Annotated in this window: 22 protein-coding genes; 18 read left to right on the forward strand and 4 right to left on the reverse strand. The window is 35.6% G+C overall.

The window, feature by feature from the left end:
- Positions 1 to 89 precede the first annotated feature (89 nt).
- From MHH96_RS16665 to MHH96_RS16675, 3 genes are all read left to right on the forward strand, one after another.
- Positions 90 to 491 carry a DUF2512 family protein gene (locus MHH96_RS16665; protein WP_047944734.1) on the forward strand — a complete coding sequence of 134 codons (402 nt, stop codon included), beginning with the start codon at positions 90 to 92 and terminating at the stop codon, positions 489 to 491.
- Positions 492 to 855: 364 nt separating this feature from the next.
- Positions 856 to 1308 (forward strand): MarR family winged helix-turn-helix transcriptional regulator, encoded by a 453-nt coding sequence (locus MHH96_RS16670; protein WP_047944736.1) that lies wholly within the window; start codon positions 856 to 858, stop codon positions 1306 to 1308.
- Positions 1309 to 1331: 23 nt separating this feature from the next.
- Entirely contained in the window at positions 1332 to 1850 is a 519-nt protein-coding gene (locus tag MHH96_RS16675) for a GNAT family N-acetyltransferase (RefSeq protein WP_047944738.1), read from the forward strand.
- Between the two features lie 70 nt (positions 1851 to 1920).
- On the opposite strand, the gene MHH96_RS16680 is transcribed toward MHH96_RS16675, so the two are convergent.
- Positions 1921 to 3051, reverse strand: a complete 1131-nt coding sequence (locus MHH96_RS16680) for an IscS subfamily cysteine desulfurase (protein ID WP_047944740.1) — start codon at positions 3049 to 3051, stop codon at positions 1921 to 1923.
- 138 nt (positions 3052 to 3189) lie between these two features.
- On the opposite strand from MHH96_RS16680, the gene nadB reads away from it, so the two are divergent.
- The 7 genes from nadB to MHH96_RS16715 all read left to right on the forward strand — a co-directional run bounded on the left by nadB (position 3190) and on the right by MHH96_RS16715 (position 11013).
- Positions 3190 to 4797: an L-aspartate oxidase gene (gene nadB, locus MHH96_RS16685; RefSeq protein ID WP_047944742.1), complete on the forward strand. Its 1608-nt coding sequence runs from the start codon at positions 3190 to 3192 to the stop codon at positions 4795 to 4797.
- Positions 4739 to 5575, forward strand: a complete 837-nt coding sequence (gene nadC / locus MHH96_RS16690; RefSeq protein WP_047944743.1) for a carboxylating nicotinate-nucleotide diphosphorylase — start codon at positions 4739 to 4741, stop codon at positions 5573 to 5575. The genes nadB and nadC overlap by 59 nt, the downstream gene beginning before the upstream one ends.
- A gap of 21 nt (positions 5576 to 5596) precedes the next feature.
- Positions 5597 to 6700, forward strand: coding sequence for a quinolinate synthase NadA (gene nadA / locus MHH96_RS16695; protein WP_047944744.1), 1104 nt, complete (start codon positions 5597 to 5599; stop codon positions 6698 to 6700).
- 173 nt (positions 6701 to 6873) lie between these two features.
- Positions 6874 to 8334, forward strand: a complete 1461-nt coding sequence (locus MHH96_RS16700; RefSeq protein WP_144545857.1) for a sigma factor-like helix-turn-helix DNA-binding protein — start codon at positions 6874 to 6876, stop codon at positions 8332 to 8334.
- A gap of 796 nt (positions 8335 to 9130) precedes the next feature.
- Positions 9131 to 10093 carry a tRNA (adenosine(37)-N6)-dimethylallyltransferase MiaA gene (gene miaA, locus MHH96_RS16705; protein ID WP_285850552.1) on the forward strand — a complete coding sequence of 321 codons (963 nt, stop codon included), beginning with the start codon at positions 9131 to 9133 and terminating at the stop codon, positions 10091 to 10093.
- 27 nt (positions 10094 to 10120) lie between these two features.
- On the forward strand, positions 10121 to 10360 hold the full coding sequence (gene hfq, locus MHH96_RS16710) for an RNA chaperone Hfq (RefSeq protein WP_031538267.1): 240 nt from the start codon (positions 10121 to 10123) through the stop codon (positions 10358 to 10360).
- Between the two features lie 182 nt (positions 10361 to 10542).
- The gene (locus MHH96_RS16715) at positions 10543 to 11013 is read left to right on the forward strand and encodes a DMP19 family protein (RefSeq protein ID WP_162837597.1); all 471 of its coding nucleotides are present in this window, start codon (positions 10543 to 10545) and stop codon (positions 11011 to 11013) included.
- Positions 11014 to 11085: 72 nt separating this feature from the next.
- On the opposite strand, the gene MHH96_RS16720 is transcribed toward MHH96_RS16715, so the two are convergent.
- Positions 11086 to 11412, reverse strand: coding sequence for a hypothetical protein (locus tag MHH96_RS16720; protein WP_047944747.1), 327 nt, complete (start codon positions 11410 to 11412; stop codon positions 11086 to 11088).
- 273 nt (positions 11413 to 11685) lie between these two features.
- Here MHH96_RS16720 and spoVK point away from each other — a divergent pair, with 273 nt between their 5' ends.
- The 8 genes from spoVK to tnpA all read left to right on the forward strand — a co-directional run bounded on the left by spoVK (position 11686) and on the right by tnpA (position 21707).
- Positions 11686 to 12639 (forward strand): stage V sporulation protein K, encoded by a 954-nt coding sequence (gene spoVK / locus MHH96_RS16725; protein ID WP_047944749.1) that lies wholly within the window; start codon positions 11686 to 11688, stop codon positions 12637 to 12639.
- Between the two features lie 157 nt (positions 12640 to 12796).
- Positions 12797 to 14092 (forward strand): GTPase HflX, encoded by a 1296-nt coding sequence (hflX, locus tag MHH96_RS16730; protein ID WP_047944751.1) that lies wholly within the window; start codon positions 12797 to 12799, stop codon positions 14090 to 14092.
- A complete protein-coding gene (locus MHH96_RS16735; RefSeq protein ID WP_341117706.1) occupies positions 14093 to 15361 on the forward strand; it encodes a methionine gamma-lyase family protein in 1269 nt (422 codons plus the stop codon).
- Between the two features lie 110 nt (positions 15362 to 15471).
- Positions 15472 to 15891, forward strand: coding sequence for a MerR family transcriptional regulator (locus tag MHH96_RS16740; RefSeq protein ID WP_016204997.1), 420 nt, complete (start codon positions 15472 to 15474; stop codon positions 15889 to 15891).
- Positions 15892 to 15924: 33 nt separating this feature from the next.
- Positions 15925 to 17262, forward strand: a complete 1338-nt coding sequence (glnA, locus tag MHH96_RS16745) for a type I glutamate--ammonia ligase (protein ID WP_047944753.1) — start codon at positions 15925 to 15927, stop codon at positions 17260 to 17262.
- 782 nt (positions 17263 to 18044) lie between these two features.
- A complete protein-coding gene (ltrA, locus tag MHH96_RS16750; protein ID WP_047945094.1) occupies positions 18045 to 19307 on the forward strand; it encodes a group II intron reverse transcriptase/maturase in 1263 nt (420 codons plus the stop codon).
- A 701-nt stretch (positions 19308 to 20008) separates the two neighbouring features.
- Positions 20009 to 20980 (forward strand): coiled-coil domain-containing protein, encoded by a 972-nt coding sequence (locus MHH96_RS16755; protein WP_061798987.1) that lies wholly within the window; start codon positions 20009 to 20011, stop codon positions 20978 to 20980.
- Positions 20981 to 21221: 241 nt separating this feature from the next.
- Complete coding sequence (gene tnpA, locus MHH96_RS16760; protein WP_047944525.1) at positions 21222 to 21707, forward strand: IS200/IS605 family transposase; 486 nt, start codon at positions 21222 to 21224, stop codon at positions 21705 to 21707.
- A gap of 148 nt (positions 21708 to 21855) precedes the next feature.
- On the opposite strand, the gene MHH96_RS16765 is transcribed toward tnpA, so the two are convergent.
- Positions 21856 to 23204, reverse strand: a protein-coding gene (locus MHH96_RS16765) for an IS3 family transposase (protein ID WP_144547513.1) whose coding sequence is annotated in 2 segments (ribosomal slippage) — positions 21856 to 22748 and positions 22748 to 23204 — 1350 coding nt in all. Because the reading frame shifts where the segments join, the coding sequence is not laid out codon by codon here.
- 407 nt (positions 23205 to 23611) lie between these two features.
- Positions 23612 to 24154, reverse strand: a complete 543-nt coding sequence (locus MHH96_RS16770; protein WP_445669009.1) for a ferritin family protein — start codon at positions 24152 to 24154, stop codon at positions 23612 to 23614.
- Positions 24155 to 25224: the final 1070 nt, after the last annotated feature.

Raw genomic sequence — 25224 nt, forward strand, 5'->3', positions numbered from 1 at the left:
AGAATTTACCATAATAAATTCTTTTCTTAGAGGATTAACATAAAATTTCCGTGGTATTTATTAGGTATAAAAATCACGGAGGGATGTAGATGAATCATTTGAAGGCGGTTGTTATTAAGCTAATAATGATCCTCTTAGTATTAGGGATTATTCTTACTGGAATCTTTGATGGGGAATTTGGCAATACGCTTTGGATCAGCATTGTTCTGACGATTGCTGCTTACATTATTGGTGATTTGTTCATCTTTAGAAAAATCGGCGATGATGCAGCATTTGTAAAGCGTAACATAATAGCGACAGTTTCAGATGCAATATTGACGGTTCTTATCATTTATTTAATGGGTAAATCCATGTTTGCAGATGATAATAACCTGAGTGTTGCAGCAATTCTATCAGCTGTAGTAATAGGAATAGGAGAGTGGTTTTTTCATAAATATCTTAATAATAATGTATTTGAGGAGAAACCTAATCATCCAGAATCTACTTTTTAACTATTAATGAATAAAGGAAAGTTTTCAACAAAAATATATTTGAAAGCAGAATTGATATTGCATGTATTCCTTGAGAGTGTTTAATTTATGGACTAGGCCCGCTGCAAGCAATATTCCACCATTCAAGGAGAATGATAACTATGCTAATTTATCATTCTATTTCTAAAATACAAAAATTTGTCTAAAGTCTAAAAATCAGTTGACTCTATAGAGCCAACTGATTTTTTGCATAAGCATCTTTATATAAAGTGCATAAAAAGTAATTAATTCTTAATTATTTTATTGCAAATACAGCAAAAAAGGATTAAAATAAACTTAATTATTTTTATTGTAAATACAACAAAAAGGATTGAGGGTTGGAAAGGTGAAAGAAATTCTTCGAGAGATTGGAATGATTGGAAGAGCGCTAGATTCAATTAGTAATATCGAATTTAAAGAATATAATCTTACAAGGGGGCAATATTTATACCTTGTAAGAATTTTTGAAAATCCCGGTATCATTCAAGAGAAGTTAGCTGAAATGATTAAAGTAGATCGAACAACGGCAGCAAGAGCAATTAAAAAATTGGAGATTAATGGATTCATTACAAAAGAAGATGATCCACATAACAAGAAAATAAAAAAACTATTTCCAACAGAAAAAGGGGAAAAAGTGTATCCATATATCAAAAGCGAAAATGATTATTCAAATGAAATAGCATTAGCTGGATTGTCTAAGGAGGAGGTGGATATCTTGTTCAACCTCCTTCTAAGAGTAAGAAAAAATATAGAAAAAGACTGGGAGTATGTAAAAAAAGGCAATAAGCGCAATTATTAAGACGGAAGGAGAGCAGGTATTCTATGGAGACTTATATTGAAAAATGTACAATCGCTGATATACATAAACTGCAAGATATTAGCTTGGAAACTTTTGATGAGACTTTCAGAAATCAAAATTCACCAGAAAATATGAAGGATTATTTGGAAAAAGCTTTTAACTTAGAGCAACTGAAAAAGGAATTGTCCAATCTCTCTTCGCAATTCTATTTTGTCTATTTAAATAAAGAACTAGCTGGATATTTAAAGATAAATAGGATGGATGCACAATCTGAACAAATGGGAGAAGACTCACTAGAAATAGAAAGAATCTATATAAAAAGGAAATTTCAAAAACATGGTCTTGGACAAGTTCTAATGAATAAAGCTATTGATATTGCTAAGAAGGAATCCAAAAAGAAAATCTGGCTTGGTGTATGGGAAAAAAATAAAAAAGCCATTAGATTCTATCAAAAGTTTGGTTTTGTTCAGACTGGTGCTCACTCTTTTTATATGGGCAATGAAGAACAATCTGACTATATCATGATAAAGATTCTTTCTTAATTATGAAGAAATAATTTCGTTAAGCAATGGAAAGCCTAACATATCAGGGGTATGGCTTTCCATTAAAAGGTTACTTAGGAATTGAACGTTTTATTGCAAGTTGTTTAATCGTATTGGCCAAATCCCTTACATCATCTTCCTTGGTGTCTTTGCCCATCGATATCCGAACAAACTCTTTTGCCTCTTGAACTGCTAATCCAAATGCCTCCATTGTTTTGGAAGGGGCTTGTTTTCCGACCTGGCACGCACTCCCAGTTGAAATGGCAAATCCACGACGATTGCATTCAAGCATTAGCCATTGACCTTCTATCCCTTTAGCTCGTAATCCGATAATTCCTGGATATTGATCCGTGCATTCAAAAATAGTAACGGATTCTTTCGGAATCATCTTCGTAAATAATTTTCGGAACTTAGAAAGCTTCGTTTCGTTTTTCGAAATTGTAGAACATGCCTTTTGGGCAGCGACAGTCATACTTGCAATCCCAGCTGTGTTAACTGTGCCAGAGCGAAAGCCATTTTCGTGGCTGCCATTTAATACTATTGGAATCCAAGGAACATTCGGATTAATATAGGCAATACCGACGCCTTTTGGTCCATAAAATTTATGGCTTGAGAGGGATAATGCATCGACATAGGGGGTTACTTCTTTAACCTCTATTTTTCCAAAACTTTGCACCATATCACTATGAAAAAGGATGTGGTATCTTTTACAAATCGTGCTGATTTCTTTTATAGACTGGATCGCACCAATCTCAGAATTTACATGTTGGATAGAAACAAGCACGGTATCAGGACGAATTGTTTCTTCTAGTAACCGAGTATCGATTAAGCCAGTTTTTGATAATGGCAAATATGTAATTTCATAGCCTTTGTCAGCTAAGACATGCATCGCACTATGTATAGAAGCATGCTCTGCTGTTGATGTAATCAGGTGTTTTCCTTCCTTTTTTGTTCCCATTAGTAAGCTGTGCAAAATAAGAAAATTACTTTCTGTACCGCCGCTTGTGAAGTATATGCCATTTTTATCTACGTTTATTAATCTTCCCCATTCATCACGGCAATTCTCTACGATTCTACTAGCTGTATCTCCCATATCATGAAGACTATTCGAATTCCCAAAGTATTTACAAGCAACCTCGACATAAGTAGAGGCAGCATCGGGATCTAAAGAAGTAGTTGCTGCATAGTCAAAATATTTCATCAAAAATTCCTCCAAAAAGATCAGTAGTTTACAGGATTCAGATTCAAAGCTAAAAGTCTTTCCAAAAAAACCCTTGCCATAATTTTAAATCTATGTAAATATAGGTGTCAAGACACTTGTGAAATAGGATGGTGAAAAATGGCCATAGATGTATTGATTATCGGTAGTGGAATCGCTAGCTTGCAGCTAGCTAAAAAGCTTTCAACTGACTTTAATGTGATTATTCTCACAAAATCTAATATCGAAATCAGCAATTCTTATTTAGCTCAAGGTGGAATTGCTGCAAGCATGGGAGATTCAGATGATTATAGAAAGCACGCACTTGATACTTTAGAAGCTGGACGCTTTCACAATAATCCTGAAGTAGTAGCGGAAATTACAAATGCAGCACCCTTCTTAATAAATGATTTACGGCAGGGTGGATGCGCATTTGATGAGGATATGGCAGGAAATCTTGCATTAGGAATGGAGGGTGCTCATTCGGAAAACAGAATAGTTCACAGTGGCGGCGATACTACGGGAAAACAACTGATGCAGTATTTAGTGAAAACGAAGACTAATAATATTAAAATCATTGAAAATGTTTTTGTCTATGAATTAATGGTAAATACTAATACTAAACAATGCTTTGGCGCAAAAGGGATTTTAGCAGATGGCACGCGAACAGAATTTTATAGCGCTCATACTGTTATTGCAACAGGAGGCTGTGGAAATCTTTACACCTATGCGAGTAGTGCTTCCACCATTATGGGAGATGGAATTGCGCTTGCTTATTTAGCTGGGGCAAATATTAGCGATATGGAGTTTATACAATTTCATCCTACCCTGCTTTATGTCAACGGAAAAACGATTGGACTGATTTCAGAAGCTGTCAGAGGAGATGGAGCAAGATTAGTTACAGCTTCTGGTGAGTACGTGATGGAACATGTCCATCCATATAAAGACTTAGCGCCACGGCATATCGTCTCCCAAACAATTTATCAGTATTTATCAAGTGGGGAACCAGTTTATTTAGATATTTCAATGATTGCAAATTTCCAAGAAAGATTTCCTACGATTGCAAATATGTGTCGAGAAGCGGGCATTGATTTGCAGAAAGGGTTGCTTCCGGTTGCGCCAGGGAGTCATTTTTTAATGGGAGGAATTGATACAGACCTGCATGGAAGAACAAATATCAATAATCTTTATGCAATTGGTGAGGCAGCTTGCACAGGTTTTCATGGAGCGAACCGTTTAGCCAGCAATTCTCTCTTAGAGGGTTTATATATGGGGAAAAGCCTTGCGACACTCCTTCAAAAAAAAACAAAAATAAAAGCGAAAATGTTTCAATGCAAAACCGAAGAAAAGAAGGCAAATTTCTTTCCGATTTTGCCAGAAAGAGGAGAGATTCAGAATCGAATGATGGAGTATGCAGGCATTGTCCGTAATGGAATCCACTTACAGATGCATCTTGAATGGCTTGAAGGTTTCGGAATGACCAATCTGGAACAGATCTCTTTAGAAAATAAGTCAGTCGAGGAGATAGAAAAGTACTTTATGCTTTTAACTGCTTTTCTAATTACAAAATCTGCGTTGGAAAGAAAAGAAAGCAGAGGGGGCCACTTTCGTTCTGATTATCCTATGGAAAAGAATGAATGGATGAAGAAAAAGGTCTGCATGAATCGAGAACAAACAAAGGAGAATCAAAATGAACCAATTAAAATTGCAGAAACTACTGGAAGCATTTTTTATAGAAGATATCGGTGAACGTGATGTGACAACAGATGCGATTTTTCCACAAGAGCAGCAAGGAGAAATCGTATTTTTAGCGAAAGATAATGGAGTTTTTTGCGGGGAAGAGATTATTCAGGCAGGATTCCAGGTTTTAAATCCTGCCACAGAAGTCAGAATGCTTATCCATGATGGCGACCGAATGGAAGCAGGTCAAAAATTGGCGACAGTAAAAGGAAAGATTCGTGATTTATTAAAAGGAGAGCGAGTTATTTTAAATCTTGTCCAAAGAATGAGTGGTATCACCACAAAAACACGTGAAGCAGTAGAAACATTAAATAGTGGCTATACAAAAATAAGTGATACAAGAAAAACGACCCCAGGATTAAGAATGTTAGAAAAATATGCAGTAACAGTTGGCGGAGGACATAATCACCGCTTTGGATTGTATGATGCGGTGTTGATTAAAGATAATCATATTGCCTTTGCCGGTTCGATCGCTAATGCTGTAAAAGCGGTTAAACAGTCAATTGGCCATATGGTGAAGGTAGAAGTTGAAACGGAAACAAAGGAACAAATGTTTGAAGCTTTAGCTGCTGGCGCTGATGTGATTATGTTTGACAATCGAAAGCCTGAAGAAATCGTGGAGTGGATTACTCATGTACCAGAAACTGTCACAACAGAAGCATCTGGAGGAATTACGTTAGAAAATCTTGCTTCCTATCGAGAGAGTGGAGTGGATTATATTTCATTAGGATTTTTAACCCATTCGGTGAAAGCGTTAGATATTAGTGTGAAAGTAAGCTTTGATTAAAGATAAAAAGGGGAGAGGAAAATGAATCTTTTAGAGGGGCTGCAAGCATCGAATACAATACCAAAGAAATACTTAGCCATGACAAACGCGGAATTAGAAGAGAGAGCTGTTTGTGTAAAGAATCGATTAGGCAAAAAACTATTTATTCCGGGTCATCATTATCAAAAGGATGAAGTCATTCAATTTTCCGATGCTACAGGGGATAGCTTAAAGCTAGCGCAAGTTGCGGCTGAAAATACAGAAGCAGAGTTTATTGTCTTTTGTGGGGTTCATTTCATGGCAGAAACAGCTGATATCCTTACTACAGTGAAGCAGAAAGTCTACTTGCCAGATATGCGGGCGGGCTGCTCGATGGCGGATATGGCCGATATTTATCAGACTAATCGAGCATGGACCAAGCTGCAGGAATTATTCGGAGACACGATCATACCACTAACCTATGTAAATTCAACAGCAGCCATTAAAGCCTTTGTCGGAGAAAATGGGGGAGCAACCGTAACCTCTTCTAATGCTGAAAAAATGGTATCCTGGGCCTTTACAAAAAAGGAAAGATTACTATTTTTACCAGATCAGCATCTTGGAAGAAATACTGCCTATAATTTAGGGGTTCCTTTAGAACAGATGGCCATTTGGGATCCGGCCAAAAATGAACTTGTTTATGAAGGCGTGATAGAAGATATTAAAGTAATACTCTGGAAAGGTCATTGTTCTGTGCATGAAAATTTTACCGTAAACAATGTCGAGCAAGTTAGAAAACAATATCCTTACATGAAAATTATTGTCCATCCAGAGTGCAGCAGAGAAGTTGTCGCGGCAGCTGACTTAGCTGGTTCAACCAATTATATTATTGATGTAATCGAAAATGCAGAACCTGGAAGTGCTTTTGCTATTGGTACGGAAATGAACTTAGTTAATCGGATTATGAAAGAGCACCCGGATAAAGAAATTATTTCCCTTAATCCATATATGTGTGCTTGTTTAACAATGAATCGGATTGATTTGCCTCATTTCGTATGGTGCTTAGAATCAATTGAAGACAATTTTGAAAGGAATCGAATTATTGTCGAAGAGCCTATAGCGTCTAACGCAAAAATAGCATTGGATAGAATGTTGGAATTATCCTAAGTTTTACGCAAAAAACTGCTTTGTAAAATAAAGGCAGTTTTTTGGTGCTTAAGTTTAGATGCCTTTACATATCTCAATAACAAATCCAAGTAAGTTGAATTTTCAAACAGTTGTTAATGACAAGCATTCTATCTTCCTTTAAAATATAGGTAATATATGGAGAATGACGAAAGGTGGAACATACCCTGAATAGACGCCATAGACAATGGAAGAAATATATACAAGCCTATATAAATGAATGGTATCTTCTAGCATTTTTATTAACTGGAAATAGAGCACTAGCAGAACAATTGTTAAATAGAGCGGTAGATCAAGTGAAGGGTAAGTGGTCCTTTCACCATTTTGAGCGTTTATGGGCAAAACCAATAATCAAGGAATATATTAAATACAATCGCACTAATCAATTTTATGAGAAATTCTTAGATTTTAGTACTCTCTTAAATCGATTAGGTTTGCTTGAGGTAAATGCCCGAGTTGCTTTTTTACTAAAGTATTACTACGGTTTTTCTTATAAAAAAATAGCGCGAAATCTACATATCTCTGAGAGAAAAGTGAAAGTAATTATTTATGATGCCATACTTGTATGGACAAATAATGGCAAGTTAATACCGATTGAACAAGTGGAAGCAGTTATAAAAGAAGATATAAAACTCGTGAATAAAAACTTACTGGATTCTTTCCGTTTTGAAGAGAAAAACCAATACATAGAATCAAGCATTAATGGTAAGCGAAAGACACTATTCCTAATCCTTATGATATTTATTTTACTTGCTAATGGATCCATTAATCAAAAAACGTTAGGAAAGACGAGAGTCAGTCTCGGACCGGATATTTATAAAATTTATAAGGAGGGAGGAGTGTTACAGCTAGAAAGGGAGATTCAACAAAAAGGCTATACCGATATTTATACCAATCCAGAAAGGGAAACTAATATTTTATATGTCCAATTTAGCACAGCAGAGAGTTTAGAAAAGAAAGAAGAGGTAACAATGTTCATCGAATCTTATTTAAAGGATAGGGACCTAGATTACGAAATAAAGTATGAAGAGATGAACCAATTGAATGAAGTAGAACTAGAACAAACAGATGAACAAAAGGCAGAGAATAAACAGATGGAAATGGAACAAGAAATATTCGAATTACTTGCATCAAATACCTATCATTATAAACAAACCTATTCATCTGGCGAATCAACGGAAATCCTTTTATCTGAATCTATTCCAAAAGAAGAAGAAGCAATGATAAAGGAAGAAATCAAAAATATTATGAAAAAATTTGATAGTGAATGGAATTTCTCAATTGGAAAGGTTAGTGCAGACGTTGTAAAAATCGAAAAAGCAATGTGGGATATTGCTCCAGCTCTTTTGGAAGCCTATATATTTAAGGAGGAAAAATATAAAGTATATGATGTGTATCCAACATATGAAGATGAGCAATTGAAATTCGATATATTTACAGAATTAGCCTTCACAACAGATGAAGATCGAGCGAAAAACATCGAAACTGCCAAAGAGTTAAAAAGATCTATACAAATCTTTTTCCAACATGAAGACATTCAGAAACTCTTTAACCATGCTCCCTATATTATAAAAATCTATGGAGATAATAGAAAAGAAGTAGAATTAGATGCTTGACACAAAATAGTTAGGGAGGGGATCTTATTGAATAAATTGAGAAACTTTAAGCAATTAATTTTGTAGAATTGGAAGTTTATGTTGGTGTATTGGACGAAGCATGTAAGAATGAAAAACAAGATATCCTACATCGTTCAATTGGGGAGGAGGAAGAAGCTTATCAAGTATTTACAGAAGCCAAATAAAAGGGATAAAACTTTTTCCAGAGAATTTTTCTGAAAATGGGAAGTAACAGAATCTGATTATATCTTTTCCCAACACCATTGAACTTGTAACAGAACAGACTGATATAAAGAGAGTATATTCAATCTTAAAAAAGTATAATTATAGAGTTCCTTTGACAGTTTCCTATTATCATAAAGAAAGAGTCGAACGTAATAAAAGATGGTTAAATATAACTCCTTGTTTGGAGGAAGGATTCTTATGAGGAGTAAATTTTCATATAGAAAGATGTAGTATCGATTCCTCAGAGAAAGAAAATAGCTATTGAAATATATACATTTTTTGTAGTGGAGGATAAAGAATTAAGAAAGAGGCTGCTCAAGAGATTATACGTTCCATCAATCAATTTTTTCATAGCGAAGAAATAAACCAAATGATACATAACGATTCATATAATATAATTGTTTACTCAGAAGAGAAGAAAAAAATAAAGATTGATTGATAAAATTCTGTATATTTCATAAAGGATTGGTAATAATGCTTACAGGTTAAACTGCACGGAGGAATGTGATAAAATAATAATAATAGCTTATATATGATATGGCTAAATGTTGGCAAAAGGCAGTTGAATCATTTGACAATTAAGGAAAAAGTTGTGGTGCTAATTGGACCTACTGCTGTAGGAAAGACCAATCTTAGCGTTAAACTGGCGAAAAAATACGACGGAGAAATCATTAGCGGAGATTCCATGCAAATATATAAGGGGATGGATATTGCGACAGCAAAAATTTCTCCCGAAGAAATGCAGGGGGTTCCGCACCATTTAATTGATATTGTAGAACCAGACGAGAGTTTTTCCGTCGCCCAATTTCAGGAGCTTGTGCGCAAAAAAATAACAGAGATTACAGCAAGAGGAAAGTTGCCGTTTATTGTTGGCGGAACTGGGTTGTATATTCAAGCGGTTTTATATGATTATCAGTTTCAGGAAACAGCTTCAGATCCAGCTTTTCGGATGAAACTGGAAGAAATGGCACAGAGAGAAGGAAGCTTAAGGATTCATGACAGATTGAAGGAAATAGATCCTGAGGCTGCAGCTGCTATCCACCACCATAATGTACGACGTGTAATTAGAGCACTCGAGGTCTTTCATGTTACTGGCAGAAAAATGTCTGAAATCCAAAAAGAGCAGAAGCAAGAGGCGCTCTATGATGCTGCATTAATTGGTCTGACAATGGATAGAGAAATTCTTTATGAGCGAATTAACAAAAGAGTCGATCAAATGCTTGATAATGGATTGTTAGAGGAAGTGGAGCATTTTTATCATCAGGGCATAAGAGACTGTCAGTCCATTCAGGCAATCGGCTATAAGGAAATCTATAAGTATTACGATGGACTTCTAAGCTTAAATGAATCGATTGAAGAGTTAAAACAAAATTCAAGAAGATATGCCAAAAGGCAATTAACTTGGTTTCGCAATAAAATGAATGTACAATGGTATGATATGACAGATACCGTCAAAACAAATGACATTACAAAAAAAATACAGGAAATTTCGTCTTATTTAGAAGGAATGCTAGAGATTAAATCGAATACATAATAGTAGAGAGAAAAGAGGAGGATTTTCATGAAGCAATCAGTTAATATTCAAGATCAATTTTTAAATCAATTACGTAAGGATGGCACAAACGTAACGGTATTCTTATTAAACGGATTCCAAATACGTGGATTTATAAAAGGTTTCGATAATTTCACTGTATTATTTGAATCAGAAGGTAAGCAGCAGTTAGTTTATAAGCATGCGATTTCTACGTTTGCCCCACAAAAAAATGTACAGATTGATTTAGAAGGCACACAAGTTCAGTAAAAAAGATATTATAGGACAATTCAAATTCCTATTGTTTCATTCAAGTCAAAGAAAGGAATACATAGGCATTTACAAGGAAATGAATATGGAATAGCTTAATGAGAAACAGACTAGATCAAATATAGGTTTAGTCTGTTTTTTATTGATGTATCTATAATATATGACTAAAGGGAGAGATATCATTGTTACAGAAAATAAAAAAAACTGAATTCATGAATAATCATGATATTTGGAATGTAATGGTGTCTATAATGGCAGAATATAATTTTCCAGCAGAAAATGAAACGGCCAATAAGGTATATATGGTTTACAATTATTATTCGGAAATGGAAAGCGGAGGACATGAAGGATTATTCCATTGGTTTTCTTGGTATATAGAAGAGGTCGGTGGACACCAATACTTTGCAGAACTGATAAGAATATTGAAAGACATAAACGCTGATGCTTATGCGTTAATCGAAGAAAAGTATGGAGAGAAATTATGGAATCTTTTTCAAGCATTAGAAAATGGAGAAATACCTGAAGAAGCATTCTATTCGTTAAATACAAAGGCTGATGAGGAATATAATCAGCTTTCTGGTAAACTAGAAGATTTATTAGAGAATTATTTTGTGGATATATACCGTGAATTAATCGAGGTTATGGAAGATTAAAGATAGGCTGAATCCATTGTAAAAGTCACCATCAGTGGAAAGGAAGGAAGCGCCCGCTGATGGAGATTTTGCTTATATATGAAAAAGAATATATTGGTTGTCTTTTAACCTAGTAATAGTGCTGTTTGTATCTCTTTCAAATTCCTTCAAACGATCCTCCATGCTCTTACCACTATTGTCTCTATAAATATCTTCTCGAACATAATGAGGAAAGATAGCTCTATCAGTTAACCCCCAAGCCCTGAAGTTACTCCATTTCATTCTATATAATTCTGGTGAGAAATGATGCACCTCTTGATACAAGGTCCTAAAATAACTGCTCTGATTTTGTACGGATAAGAATTCAGCTTTAATTGTATCGGTAAAAAAACCGTTTGAAGTTAAAAATATGCTAGCCATTTAATCTCCTTTATCATTTAACATAATATTTGAAATATTTCTTTATTTTAGCATAATAACCTTCTCCATATATGGACTCACCAGAAGTCTCCTCGAAAGGACTTAAAAAATAATCTAAAATAGTTTAATGAATAGCAAAGGTTCTGAATATACATTAACAATGGGGAATAGTAGCAAACAGTATGAATCGATGTAAATGCTTATAAATAGTCATAAATAATGCTTTTGATGGGCAAGTGTTTGAGCGTTTTGTTTTAAGAGGAGGTGTGGCTTTTGGAGCATCCAATCCGGATGAAGAATAATGGACAGATCAGCGTAGTAATCAATTCACAGAAAAAGAAGGTTCTTCCAAAGGAAAAGCCAGAAGCTGAGTCAATCCCCAGAAATGTTCCGAGTGAACATGAAGCACTTAGGGAAATTGAAGCGGAATTAGGAAGCCTTGTTGGCATGGATGAAATGAAAAAAATGATAAAAGAGATATACGCATGGATTTATGTAAATAAAAAAAGAGAAGAAAGTGGCCTGAAAACAGGCAAACAAGCATTGCATATGATGTTTAAAGGTAATCCAGGGACTGGAAAAACAACGGTTGCGAGGTTGATTGGCAAGCTTTTTCAAAAAATGAATGTCTTATCAAAAGGGCATTTAATTGAAGCCGAGCGTGCTGATTTAGTTGGTGAATATATCGGACATACAGCACAAAAAACAAGGGATCTCGTAAAAAAAGCGATGGGCGGTATTTTATTTATTGATGAAGCCTATTCTTTAGGTCGAGGTGGAGAGAAGGATTTCGGAAAAGAAGCAATTGATACATTAGTCAAGCATATGGAGGATAAACAGCATGACTTTATATTAATATTAGCAGGCTATTCTAGAGAGATGGATTTTTTTCTCTCGTTAAATCCTGGCCTTCACTCCAGGTTCCCGCTAGTCATTGACTTTCCCGATTATACGACAGATCAATTAATGGAAATTGCTGATCGAATGTTAAAAGAAAGGGAATATGCCTTAAGTCATGAGGCAGAAAAAAAACTAAAAGAACATCTTTCATATGTACGAAACGTCCAGCATCCAAAAAGCTTTTCGAATGGCCGCTATATTCGTAATATCATCGAAAAATCGATAAGAGCGCAAGCGATGAGGCTGCTATTAGAAAGCAATTATGATAAATACGAACTTATGACACTAAGAAGTAATGATTTAATGTTAAGCTCCCATGAAAAATAAGGATAGCCGGTTATTCTACAAAGTAGAAATTCTCGTAGAATAGCCTTTTTTCTGTGTTTTTTCAAAAAGGCATTTTTACTAAGACATCTTTTGGGTAACCTTATAAGGAGCAAATAGAAGAAACGCAGTTTGTTTGCTATAATAGATAAAGTTCGACATGGAAAGAAGGTTTACATACTTGAAAGAAACTAAAATAGAAAAAGAAAAAGTAATCCTGGTCGGCTGCGAGACACAAAATGACGCTGCCAGATTTGCATATTCGATGGAAGAACTTGCGAATTTAACGAAAACAGCAAACGGAGTAGTTGTCGCAACGCTGACGCAAATGCGAGAACGAATTCATCCTTCTACATATATTGGCAAAGGAAAAGTAGAAGAGCTAGAAATGCTTGCAGAGGAGTTAGAAGCAGACTTAATCATTTTTAATGATGAGTTATCGCCAAGTCAGGTGCGCAATGTATCTAAAAATTTGGACGCTAGAATTATTGATCGCACACAACTTATTTTAGATATTTTCGCATCCCGAGCAAGATCGAAAGAAGGAAAGCTTCAAGTAGAGCTTGCTCAATTACAATACTTATTACCGCGTTTGGGCGGACAAGGTCTGCAATTATCAAGACTAGGAGCGGGGATTGGGACAAGAGGTCCAGGTGAAACAAAGCTTGAGTCAGATAGAAGGCACATTAGACGAAGAATTGACGATATTAAAACGCAATTAAGTGTGATTGTCGAGCATCGCGATCGCTATCGGGAGAGAAGAAAGAAAAACCGAGCATTCCAAATTGCTTTAGTTGGATATACAAATGCCGGGAAATCGACACTATTTAATCGCCTTTCGGAAGCAGATTCATTTGAAGAAGATATTTTGTTTGCAACTTTAGATCCAATGACACGCAAAATTATACTGCCAAGCGGATTTTCAGCACTGATTACGGATACAGTAGGATTTATTCAAGATTTGCCAACAACATTAGTTGCTGCTTTCCGTTCTACTTTAGAAGAGGTACGAGAAGCAGATTTATTGCTTCACGTTGTGGATAGCTCTAATGAGGAATATTATCAGCATGAGGAAACCGTACATAAATTACTTGAAGATTTGGAAATACCCGCAATTCCGCATTTAACGGTCTATAATAAAAAAGATTTAGTGCATCCAAAATTTGTCCCTACATCCAAAACAGAAAGTATTTTAATCAGTGCTTTTAATAAAGAAGATCGGGAACAGCTGAAGCAGACAATTGAACAAATGATGATGGAAAACATGGAATATTATGAAACAACGGTTGAAAGTAATAATGGGAAATTATTGTCGCAGCTAAAAAATGAAACAGTCCTGCGCAGCTTAATTTTTGATGAAGAAACGCAAAACTATTTGTGTAAAGGGTATGCGTTTAAAGAACATGCTATTTTAAACTATAAAAAGTCGATAGAAAAAGAGGAATGGGAGAAATAAATGTATATGCAGTTAACATATGGAAAACAGCTAGAATCATTAGTAATGGAAGTGGAACAACAAATAAAGGAAGTACATCAATCAATCGATAAAAGAATTGATTCCAATCAATTTCGTGTCTTAGCAAGCTTTCAAAATCACAAGGTAAGTGAATCACATTTTATTCCGTCCACTGGGTATGGATATGATGATATTGGCCGTGATACATTGGAAAGTATTTATGCAGAAGTATTTGGCGGGGAAGCTGGTTTAGTGAGACCGCAAATTATTTCAGGAACACATGCTATCAGTACAGCGCTATTTGGAATCCTTCGACCAGGCGATGAGCTTCTATATATTACAGGGAAACCGTATGACACATTAGAAGAAATTGTTGGGTTAAGAGGGGAAGGGACAGGGTCACTGCGTGAGTTTAATATCGACTACAACAGTGTTGATTTACTTCCAGATGGACAGCCAGATTATGAAAAAATCGCTGCGTCTATTCATGCAAATACGAAAATGATTGGTATACAGCGTTCAAAGGGCTATGCAACGAGACCTTCCTTTGCCATTGAAGAAATTGAAAAGATGATTGCTTTTGTTAAAGAAATAAAAAGTGATGTGGTTGTATTTGTTGATAATTGCTACGGGGAATTTGTGGAAGATATGGAGCCGTGCCATGTCGGCGCTGATTTAATGGCAGGTTCTTTAATCAAAAACCCTGGTGGGGGAATTGCTAAAACAGGTGGTTACATTGTCGGAAAAGAGGAATTCGTTAAAGCTTGTTCTTATCGCATGACATCTCCAGGTATTGGTGCAGAGGCAGGAGCTTCTCTTTACAGTTTACAAGAAATGTATCAAGGTTTCTTTCTTGCCCCACATGTTGTTGGGCAAAGCTTAAAAGGAGCAATTTTCACAGCAGCTATGCTGGAGAAATTGGGGATGAATTCTTCGCCCAGCTGGAATGCCAAAAGAACAGACCTTATTCAATCTGTTCAATTTGATGATAAAGACAAAATGATTGCTTTTTGCCAAGCGATTCAATATGCTTCGCCGATAAACTCCCACGTAACGGCATATCCTAATTACATGCCAGGATATGAAGAGGATGTCATCATGGCAGCTGGGACTTTTATTCAAGGTGCAAGTATTGAATTAACGGCAGATGGACCTATCCGGCCTCCATATGTTGCTTACGTTCAAGGGGGATTAACATACTCGCATGTTAAAATTGCTATATGTATTGCCATTAATCGATTATTAGAACAAAAACTGATTACTATTTGAGTATAACAATCCGTTACATCGGTTGGGAAGAAATTGTAACATTAGTTGACATCTTTTTTCCCCAATCATATAATGAAGGGGATTAAATCATTTTAAAGGAGCCGAATGCCATGTCTGGTAGTCAAATTCGTCGATCGATGCCTCTTTTTCCAATAAGTATTGTCATGCAATTAACAGAGCTATCCGCTCGACAAATTCGTTACTATGAAGAACACGAATTAGTGGCTCCAGCAAGATCGGATGGCAATAGAAGACTTTTTTCATTATCGGATATTGATAAGTTATTGGAGATTAAAGATCTAATTGATCAAGGAGTAAACCTTGCTGGAATTAAACAAATATTCTCTGTTCAAGAAAAACAAGTGCTGACAGATGAAGTAAAGAAAGAAGCAGAAAAAGCACGCAGAGAATTATCGGATGAGGATTTGCGTAAATTATTGCGCAAAGAATTATTAAATGCAGGTCGCTTTAATGATACTCATCGTCCCTCTATGAGACAAGGAGACATGTCTCGTTATTTTCAAAAATAGATAAGAAGAAAAGTAGGGAGTGGAGGAATAGTCGTGGCTAAAAATTACACTAAAGAAGATATCAAAAGGTTTGCAAGTGAAAGTAATGTGAAATTTATCCGTTTACAGTTCACGGATATCCTAGGAACAATCAAAAACGTGGAAATTCCAATTAGTCAGTTAGATAAGGCTTTGGATAATAAAATGATGTTTGATGGTTCTTCTATCGAAGGTTTTGTACGTATTGAAGAATCCGATATGTACCTATATCCTGATCTAAACACTTGGGTTGTATTCCCATGGACTGCAGAAAAAGGAAAAGTGGCACGTTTGATTTGTGATATTTATAATCCAGATGGAACACCATTTGAAGGAGATCCTCGTAATAATCTTAGAAGAGTCTTGAAAGAGATGGAAGAGCTGGGATTCACTGATTTCAATCTTGGGCCTGAGCCGGAATTTTTCTTATTCAAATTGGATGAAAAAGGCGCACCTTCTTTAGAACTTAATGATAATGGTGGTTACTTCGATTTAGCACCAACAGACTTAGGCGAAAACTGTCGTCGTGATATCGTGTTAGAATTGGAAGAGATGGGCTTTGAAATTGAAGCATCTCACCATGAAGTAGCACCAGGACAGCATGAAATTGACTTTAAATACGCGGATGCAATTACAGCTTGTGATCAAATTCAAACATTTAAATTAGTTGTTAAAACCATTGCTCGTAAGCATGGTCTTCATGCGACATTTATGCCAAAACCATTATTTGGTGTGAATGGTTCAGGTATGCACTGCAACCTTTCTCTATTCAAAAATGGCGAAAATGTTTTCTATGATCCAAAAGGTGAATTAGAATTAAGCGAAACAGCATTGCAATTTATCGCTGGTATTGGTAAACATGCTACTAGCTTTACCGCCATTACTAACCCGACTGTAAACTCATATAAGCGTCTAGTGCCTGGTTACGAAGCACCTTGCTATGTTGCATGGTCTGCTAGAAACCGTTCTCCACTAATGCGTATTCCAGCTTCACGTGGCTTAAGCACTCGTGTAGAAGTACGTAGTGTAGATCCAGCTGCTAACCCATACTTAGCAATGGCAGCTTTATTAAAAGCAGGTTTAGACGGAATCGAAAACCAAATGACTCCTCCTGCTCCAGTAGATCGAAATATCTACATTATGAGCAAAGAAGAAAGAATTGCGGAAGGCATTGTTGATTTACCATCAACATTAGCGCAAGCATTAGATGAGCTAAAGCAAAATGAAACAATGATTGACGCTCTAGGAGAGCATATCTTTGATCATTTTGTAGAAGCAAAAGAGATTGAATGGGATATGTTCCGTGTCCAAGTGCACCCATGGGAGCGCGACCAGTATATGGAAATGTATTAATTAGTAAAAGTCATTTATCTTAAAGGTTTAAGCTAAATTATTTCATGGGTGGAAATGGTTAGTTATTGGTCAGAATAACGAACATCCATAAAACGCCCATGAAATTAAATTTTTCCGAGTACATTATTCATATGATTTTCAAACTTGGATAAAGAATTTTCTTCAATATTTTTAGTTATATGTGAATAGGTATCTACAGTGACTTGGTAGTTTTTATGACCAAGTCTTTTTTGGTGTGCCCGGCATGGGTGCAATCTTTAGGGTGAAAGTCCCGAACTGCGAAGGCAGAAGTAGCAGTTAGCTTAACGCAAGGGTGTCCGTGGTGACGCGGAATCTGAAGGAAGCGGGCGGCAAACTTCCGGTCTGAGGGACACGAACTTCATAGAAGGCTAGGTATCATTGGATGAGTTTGCCAAACAAAACAAAGTCCTTTCTGCCGAAGGTGATACAAAGTAAATGAAGCAGATAGATGGAAGGAAAGATCGCACTCTTACCCGGGGAGGTCTGATGGATACGTGAAGTACTCTTCCTAACCTACTTAGCGATAAGTAGCTGAACCATCAGAAGTCAGCCGATGTCATAGTACAAATCGGTCTAGAACGATTTGGAAGGACGGAACAATTAAGAGAGAATAGCCCTTGGCTTTCAGTAGGTCATGAGGAACACAGAAAACATAGTACCTCACTTGAGGAAGGAAACGGTGAATTCCGTGGGGGATCTCTTGGAGGGTGGAGTGACCACTGGCATAAGAAGATAAGCTATTCACGGAAGGAAGAATAACGATGCTTTTAAATCAAATCCTGTCACGGGAAAATATGCTTCAAGCATTAAAACGAGTAGAACAGAATAAAGGAAGTCATGGAGTAGATAGGATGCCCGTACAAATCCTACGACAGCACATAGTCGAAAACTGGCATTCTATCAGAGAGGCTATTTTCAAGGGTACTTATGAGCCAATGCCTGTCCGAAGAGTCGAAATCCCGAAATCTGATGGAGGTGTTCGGCTACTAGGTATTCCAACCGTGAAAGATCGTTTGATTCAACAAGCCATTGCCCAAGTATTATCGAAGATATATGACCCGATGTTCTCCGAACATAGCTATGGCTTTCGACCAAACCGAAGCGCCCATGATGCGGTAAGGGAAGCAAAGGGTTATATAAAAGAAGGATATAGATGGGTTGTAGACATGGATTTAGAGAAGTTCTTTGATAAGGTCAACCATGATAGACTCATGAGTACACTTGCGAAAAGAATCAATGACAAACCACTAATAAAGTTAATCCGCAAATATTTACAGGCGGGCGTTATGATGGATGGAGTTATTTCAAGTACAGAAAAAGGAACGCCACAAGGCGGACCATTAAGTCCATTACTCTCTAACATAGTTCTGGATGAACTAGATAAAGAGCTAGAAAGTCGCGGGCATAAATTCGTTCGTTACGCGGATGACTGTAATGTTTACGTAAAATCGAAGCGGGCAGGAGAACGAACAAGGGCAAGCATTCAACGATTCATCGAAAAGAAACTTCGATTAAAAGTGAATGAGAAGAAGTCAGCAGTAGATCGACCATGGAAACGGAAGTTTCTAGGGTTTAGCTTCACGTCTTCTAAAGAACCAAAGATTCGTATTGCAAAAGAAAGCTTAAAACGAATGAAGATGAAAATACGAGAAATCACTTCCAGAAAGATGCCCTATTCTATGAGATGTCGGATGGAGAAATTAAACCAATATCTAATGGGTTGGTGTGGATATTTTGCATTAGCGGATACTAAATCACTGTTTATAAAATTAGATGGTTGGATACGAAGAAGACTTCGCATGTGCCAATGGAAAGACTGGAAGAAACCAAAGACAAGGATTCGCAACCTTATACATCTAGGTGTCCCAAAAGGGAAGGCTTATGAATGGGGAAATAGCCGGAAGGGCTATTGGCGCGTCTCGAACAGTCCTATATTAGATAAAACCCTCGATATCTCCTATTGGAATAATCAAGGGTTTAAAAGTCTACAAACTCGTTATAAATTCTTGCGTCATTTATCTTAATTGAACCGCCGTATACGGAACCGTACGTACGGTGGTGTGAGAGGTCGGGAGTTAATCACTCCCTCCTACTCGATTACATATTCTATAGTTGCCCCAGCTTCTAATAATAAAACTGCATGAGTATCCCTAAGGGCATGAATCGCTATTTGAGGTAACTCGGCTCTTCTCAATATGCTTTCAAGATAATATCACCAAGCTGCATTGTGATGGAAAATGAATCATTACCCAAAAAATAGCGTAGCGTAAATTCATAATTTTTCTGATACTTATAAATTATGTAAAGATGTTTTGCTTTAGGTGAAAAATAATTAGTTTCTATCACGAAGTCCTTTGAGACAAAGAAGTCTGCATTCAATTGCTCTCGAATATTTTTTATAAAAACCTCACTAAATTGTAAATATGACATAAGGATTCTTAACCATCCTTTTATGTAAGATAGTGATAAATACGAAAGATGAAAAAATGTTTCAATAAAATTAAAAAAATACAAACAATTATTTTCTATTAAGTTTAAATTGTTTGCATTTATACATATTAAATTTATATCATTAAGAAAATATTCAAAGAGAAGCGTTCCTCATTAGGGGGTTTTTTTAGCTTGCTAGGATATGTATTTTTATAGAAAAATATGGTTGATTTTATAGAATGGATATAATATAATACTTTAGTCATAGGTATATATACATAAAGGGGGAGAATTAGTGAAAAACAGAAAAGTATTAATGTTTCTAATGGCATTTGTACTCACATTGGGTACATTTGTTACATTTAGTAGCACTGTAGATGCAGCTTCAAAGTCATCATTAGAAAAGCAAGTTAAAGATTTAAAAGCGGAAAATAGCAAGTTGAAAAAACAAGTCTCTTCAAAAGACAAAGAAATAAAGGATTTAAAATCAAAAGTTTCCAGCAGGGATAAAGAAATAAAAAAACAAAAGGGTAATGTAGCTTCTAAGGATAAAGAAATAAAAAGGTTAAAATCAACTATATCAAGTAAAGATAAAGAAATAAAAAGCCAAAAAGATAAGGTAGCATCTCGTGATAAAGAAATTAAAAGCCTAAAGGCTAAAGTAATTCAACCTCTTGACGCTAAGTTAAGTTATCTTGGTAATACCAAAAGCGGTAATACAACAATATCAAGTAAATCGGTTCCTGTCTTAGTTAACTACAATGGTGTACCTTACGCTCCTGTTCAACTATTAGGTTCAATGTATAATGTTGGTACTTCTTATAATAGTAAAGTGAAAACTTGGTACTTAGGTGAAGGTACAAATGGAGTTTATATGTCTGATGTTTTTGAGGAACCATATCATCAAACTGGTAGCTCATATACCAATGAAGATTGGGCTTTAAAAACAGGAGGAAATAAATATTCCAAAGGTTATGCATTCTATGTTGCAAACGATAACGAGAGCAACGTATATGACTTTAACCTTCAAGGGAAGTACTCATCTATTTCTGGTATGCTAGGTTTACAAGATGGTGGTCAAATTCCTGGCCATATTGCATTTTATGGTGATGGTAAATTAATCAAAGAGTATAACTTTAATGCGGGTGACTTACCAATTAATATGTCTATATCCGTTAAAGGTGTTAAAAAGCTTGAAATTAAAACAGATAGTAAGGCAGTTTGGTATGACAATTATTTTGTTTTGGCTAATATGAAACTAAAATAAAAATATAAAAGCGTTCCTGATTGAACTGTCCCCATTTTATAGACAGTTTAAAAAAGTGCTAAGCAGCAATTAGATGGTCCCGGTATTGTACCGGGGTCATTTTATTTTTATAGAAAAGAAAACCCTGGGCTATGCCTAGGGTTCCAAAAAGCTTACAGCGTGGTATTAAAAAAACTTCCTCTTGGTGCTAAAATATTTTTTGGTTCGCCAACCGAAAATAAATAGCCAGGAGGAAGTCCTTATGTCAAAAGACAATAATAGTTTAGCACACACAACTTGGAATTGTAAGTATCACATAGTATTTGCACCAAAATATAGAAGACAAATAATTTACGGGAAAATAAAGAAAGATATTGGGCAAATCTTACGTACCTTATGTGAGAGGAAAGGCGTGGAGATAATAGAAGCAACAGCGTGTAAGGATCACGTACATATGTTAGTGAGTATTCCGCCAAAATTAAGTGTATCAGCATTCGTAGGCTATCTAAAAGGGAAAAGTAGCTTGATGATATTTGATCGACATGCACAATTGAAATATAAGTATGGAAATCGAAAATTTTGGTGTACAGGATATTATGTAGATACGGTAGGAAGAAACAAAAAGGTAATTGAAGAATATATCCGTAATCAAATACAAGATGATATAGTCGCAGAACAATTAACAATGATGGAATATATTGATCCATTTACAGGGGAAGAAGTGAAGAAAAAGAAACGAAAAAATTAGGAGAGAAGGCCTTTGAGGTCTGGCCAGTAGAAGTAGTACAATTGGCGAACCTTTCAGTAGCCCTTTAGGGTTTGGTCAGTAATAAAGGCTTTCAGCCGCAGAGAAAACCACCCGTTCTGATCTGAACCCAAAAAGTTAGACACGGGATTTAGGCAGCTACTAGGGCATGAGTTCGATATTGCACCGGACTCATGCCTTTTAATTTTGTCTTAATCCGTTTGTGGTTATAGTAGTGAATGTAATTCTCTAATTCTTCTTTAAAATGCTGCATACTCTCAAATTCTTTTAAATAGAGTAATTCAGACTTTAATAAGCCAAAGAAATTCTCCATGACTGCGTTATCTAAACAATTCCCCTTACGTGACATACTTTGAGTAATCTCATGTTTCTTTAAAGCATGTTGGTACTTCTTCATTTGATAATGCCAACCTTGATCCGAATGGAGGATAGGGGTGTCACCCTCTTTCAAATGCTCAAAAGCTTTGTCCAGCATTTTCGAAACAAGTAGATAAACAGGACGCTTTTCTATGTTATAAGCGATGATTTCTCCGTTGAATAAATCTAGAACGGGGGACAAATATAGCTTCTCCCCGTGTAGATGGAATTCTGTTACATCCGTTACCCACTTTTCGTTTGGTTTCGATGCTTTAAAATCACGTTCCAAAATATTTGGGGCTATTTTCCCTACTTGCCCACGGTAGGAACGATATTTTTTCATACGCACAAGACACTTTAATCCCATCTCATTCATAAGACGGCGGACTGTTTTATGATTTATTTTGATGCCTCGGTTATGTAATTCTAATGTGATCCGACGATATCCATATCGTCCCTGATGTTCATCAAAAATCTCCTGAATTAACTCTTTAACTTCCTTATATTTATCTGGGCGATCCATTTGTTTTACCCAATAGTAATACGTACTACGCGCAATACCAGCGACCTTTACTAGATCAATCACTTTAAATTCTTGCCTTAATTCATAAATTATTTGCGCTTTGTCCTGTTCTGTAGTTTTTCCTTTTCTTGAATTAAGGCATGTAACTTTTTTAAGTAAGCATTCTCCATCCGTAAACGTTCATTTTCAGCTTGTAATGCTTCTTCAGACCCTTCTACTGGTTGAGGTTTATTCGTTTCCTTTTTCATTGGTGGGCGCCCCTTTTGTGTTGGTTTCAGGGCGTCAATTCCATGTAATTCAAAACCTTTTTGCCATTTTAGAATGGTACTATGTGTTGCAATGTTAAATATTGCAGCAGTTTCCCTTATAGACGTCCCTGTCTCTCTCATATAATTCAGTACGTCTAGTTTAAACTGTGTTGTATAAGATGTATAGGGTTTTATTAAAGCATCGGCACCATGATATTCATATTGTTTTATCCAATTTAATAAGACTGTATGATGTACCCCTATGGATTTCGCAATAAATTTTACCCCCTCCGTTCCCTGTAGATAACGAATAACTGCTTCTATTTTTTCCTCTATATTAAATTTAGACATATAAAAACTGCACCTCCAACTGTTAGTTTGTGTCTAACAATTGGGGTGCAGTTCATTCTCACGGGTGGTCCTTATTTAATCCCCACGGATAACGATAATGGTTATTTTCCACGATTACTCTATATCTAATTCACTTTTAACATCTTTTATATTATCTATTATGAGATAAAAAGGAAAGCGTAAAAACTTCTGTATTTATATGAACTTTTACCCACTATTATGAGATAGTATATGTTCCGTGTCCAAGTGCCCCCATGGGAGCGCGACCAGTATATGGAAATGTATTAATGATAAAAGCCTTGGTATTTTTATACCAAGGCTTTTTTAGATGGAATAGACGAAATTTTATTAAGACGGAAAATTAAAAGGATAGTTTGCCAATCCAATAAAAAAGCTAGGTGATTATCCTAGCTTACGCGTTTATTTAAAAAATAAAGAAACCAAACTGCATGATTTTGTTCATCATGGGCTGCTCTGATAAATGCTTCTTTAATTTTTAGATTATCAGTTTTGGAGGCAGTTTCTAAGTAAAAATCAACGGTCTCTTGTTCATCTTTAAATGCAAAGTCTATTCCAGCGTTAAACTGATTTGGGCAATTTTCAATCATTTTAGGTTGATGGTTCTTCCCCGTCAATTGTGTATATAAATTCGAAAAAGTTCTGAAGTGTCGCATTTCATCATTTCTAATTTCCGTAATTCTTTCCTTGATTTCTTTAGATGGTGCTAGGTTAATCAGATGCTGATAACAAGAGATAGCAGAATACTCACCATCAATTGCCTTCTCAATGAATGAATAAATATTATTTCTAGAATGAGCATGAAAAGGCGAAGTAAAACCTGGTACACCTGGAACGTAAGATGCTAGAAATTGTGGATAAGGATAAGTAGTTGAATGATAAGGGGGATATTTCAAATTGATAACTCCGTGGGAATAGTGAACATGACACATATTATTCTGGCAATGCAAAGGCTGATTCCAAGGACCAACTTGAAAAAATGTAGTGCCGTGATATATTGGACCGTCAAGCCCTGTAATAACTTCAGAAGACATAGTTTACCTCCTTTTACTTTTAGATATCTTATGTTAATTTGTTCCAGAAAATGTTTGTCTAAAATGAAAATGGGTTTTGTCAGACAGAAGCAGAACAAAAAGAGGCTATTTATGAGATTAATAAGCATCAATGTATTAATTTATTAGAAAATAAAGAATTAGATAAGCAAGCAACCTTTCGTTAGGGCTATTGTTTGTTAGTTTACTACCTTAACTTGTCTTACTGTCCATTTATAAGTATTATTAGTAAGGTCGGAGAAAGGTAGAATTTGTTTAGGAACACATCCTTCTTTGTGAGATAAAGAAGAAGTGAAATAGATTCAGTTAGGAAATTCAGTATCCAAATAATACTTCTTTATTTTTCCTATATCTAATAATTTGAATGATGATGCTGATTTGTAAAGGAAGTAGCAGCAAATACTACAAGCCAAGATTCTACTTTCAGCAAAAACATTAATATTAGAAAAAAGGCAAGTGAAACAGCACATTTGAAAAATGTTAGCAAGAAAAAGGAAGTGTAAGAGCATGAAAAAACAATCAAGTTAAATGGATAGCTTATTTTACCCTATATATAAGACATTCAAGTTGTGTTAAGAAAATTGATTTCGTTTTAGGATCAATTATTTCTATGAGCCCATTTTCATCAAAATCTGAAAAGCAAAAGTGAATTCTACCATTGTATATTACCTTTTGGCGGAACGTTATTATTTTATTCAACAAATCATCCTTTGTTTTTTATTTCAAAAAAAATAAATTCATGTCCTTAATTAAATAATTGATATATGAAATTTAGTTTTAATGGTAGCTTTACCCTAACATAAAAAAAGATTAGAGTATACAAAGACAGCTACTTTCCCAGTATTACATAAGATAACCGAATGAGGTAGCAAAGAAAAATAAAAATGTGAAATGCATATATAATTGTTTTATACAAGAAATCGTATCAATTCCCCATTATCTTTTTAATC

The organism is Niallia sp. FSL K6-0212, assembly GCF_038007605.1.
GTDB lineage: Bacteria > Bacillota > Bacilli > Bacillales > Cytobacillaceae > Niallia > Niallia circulans.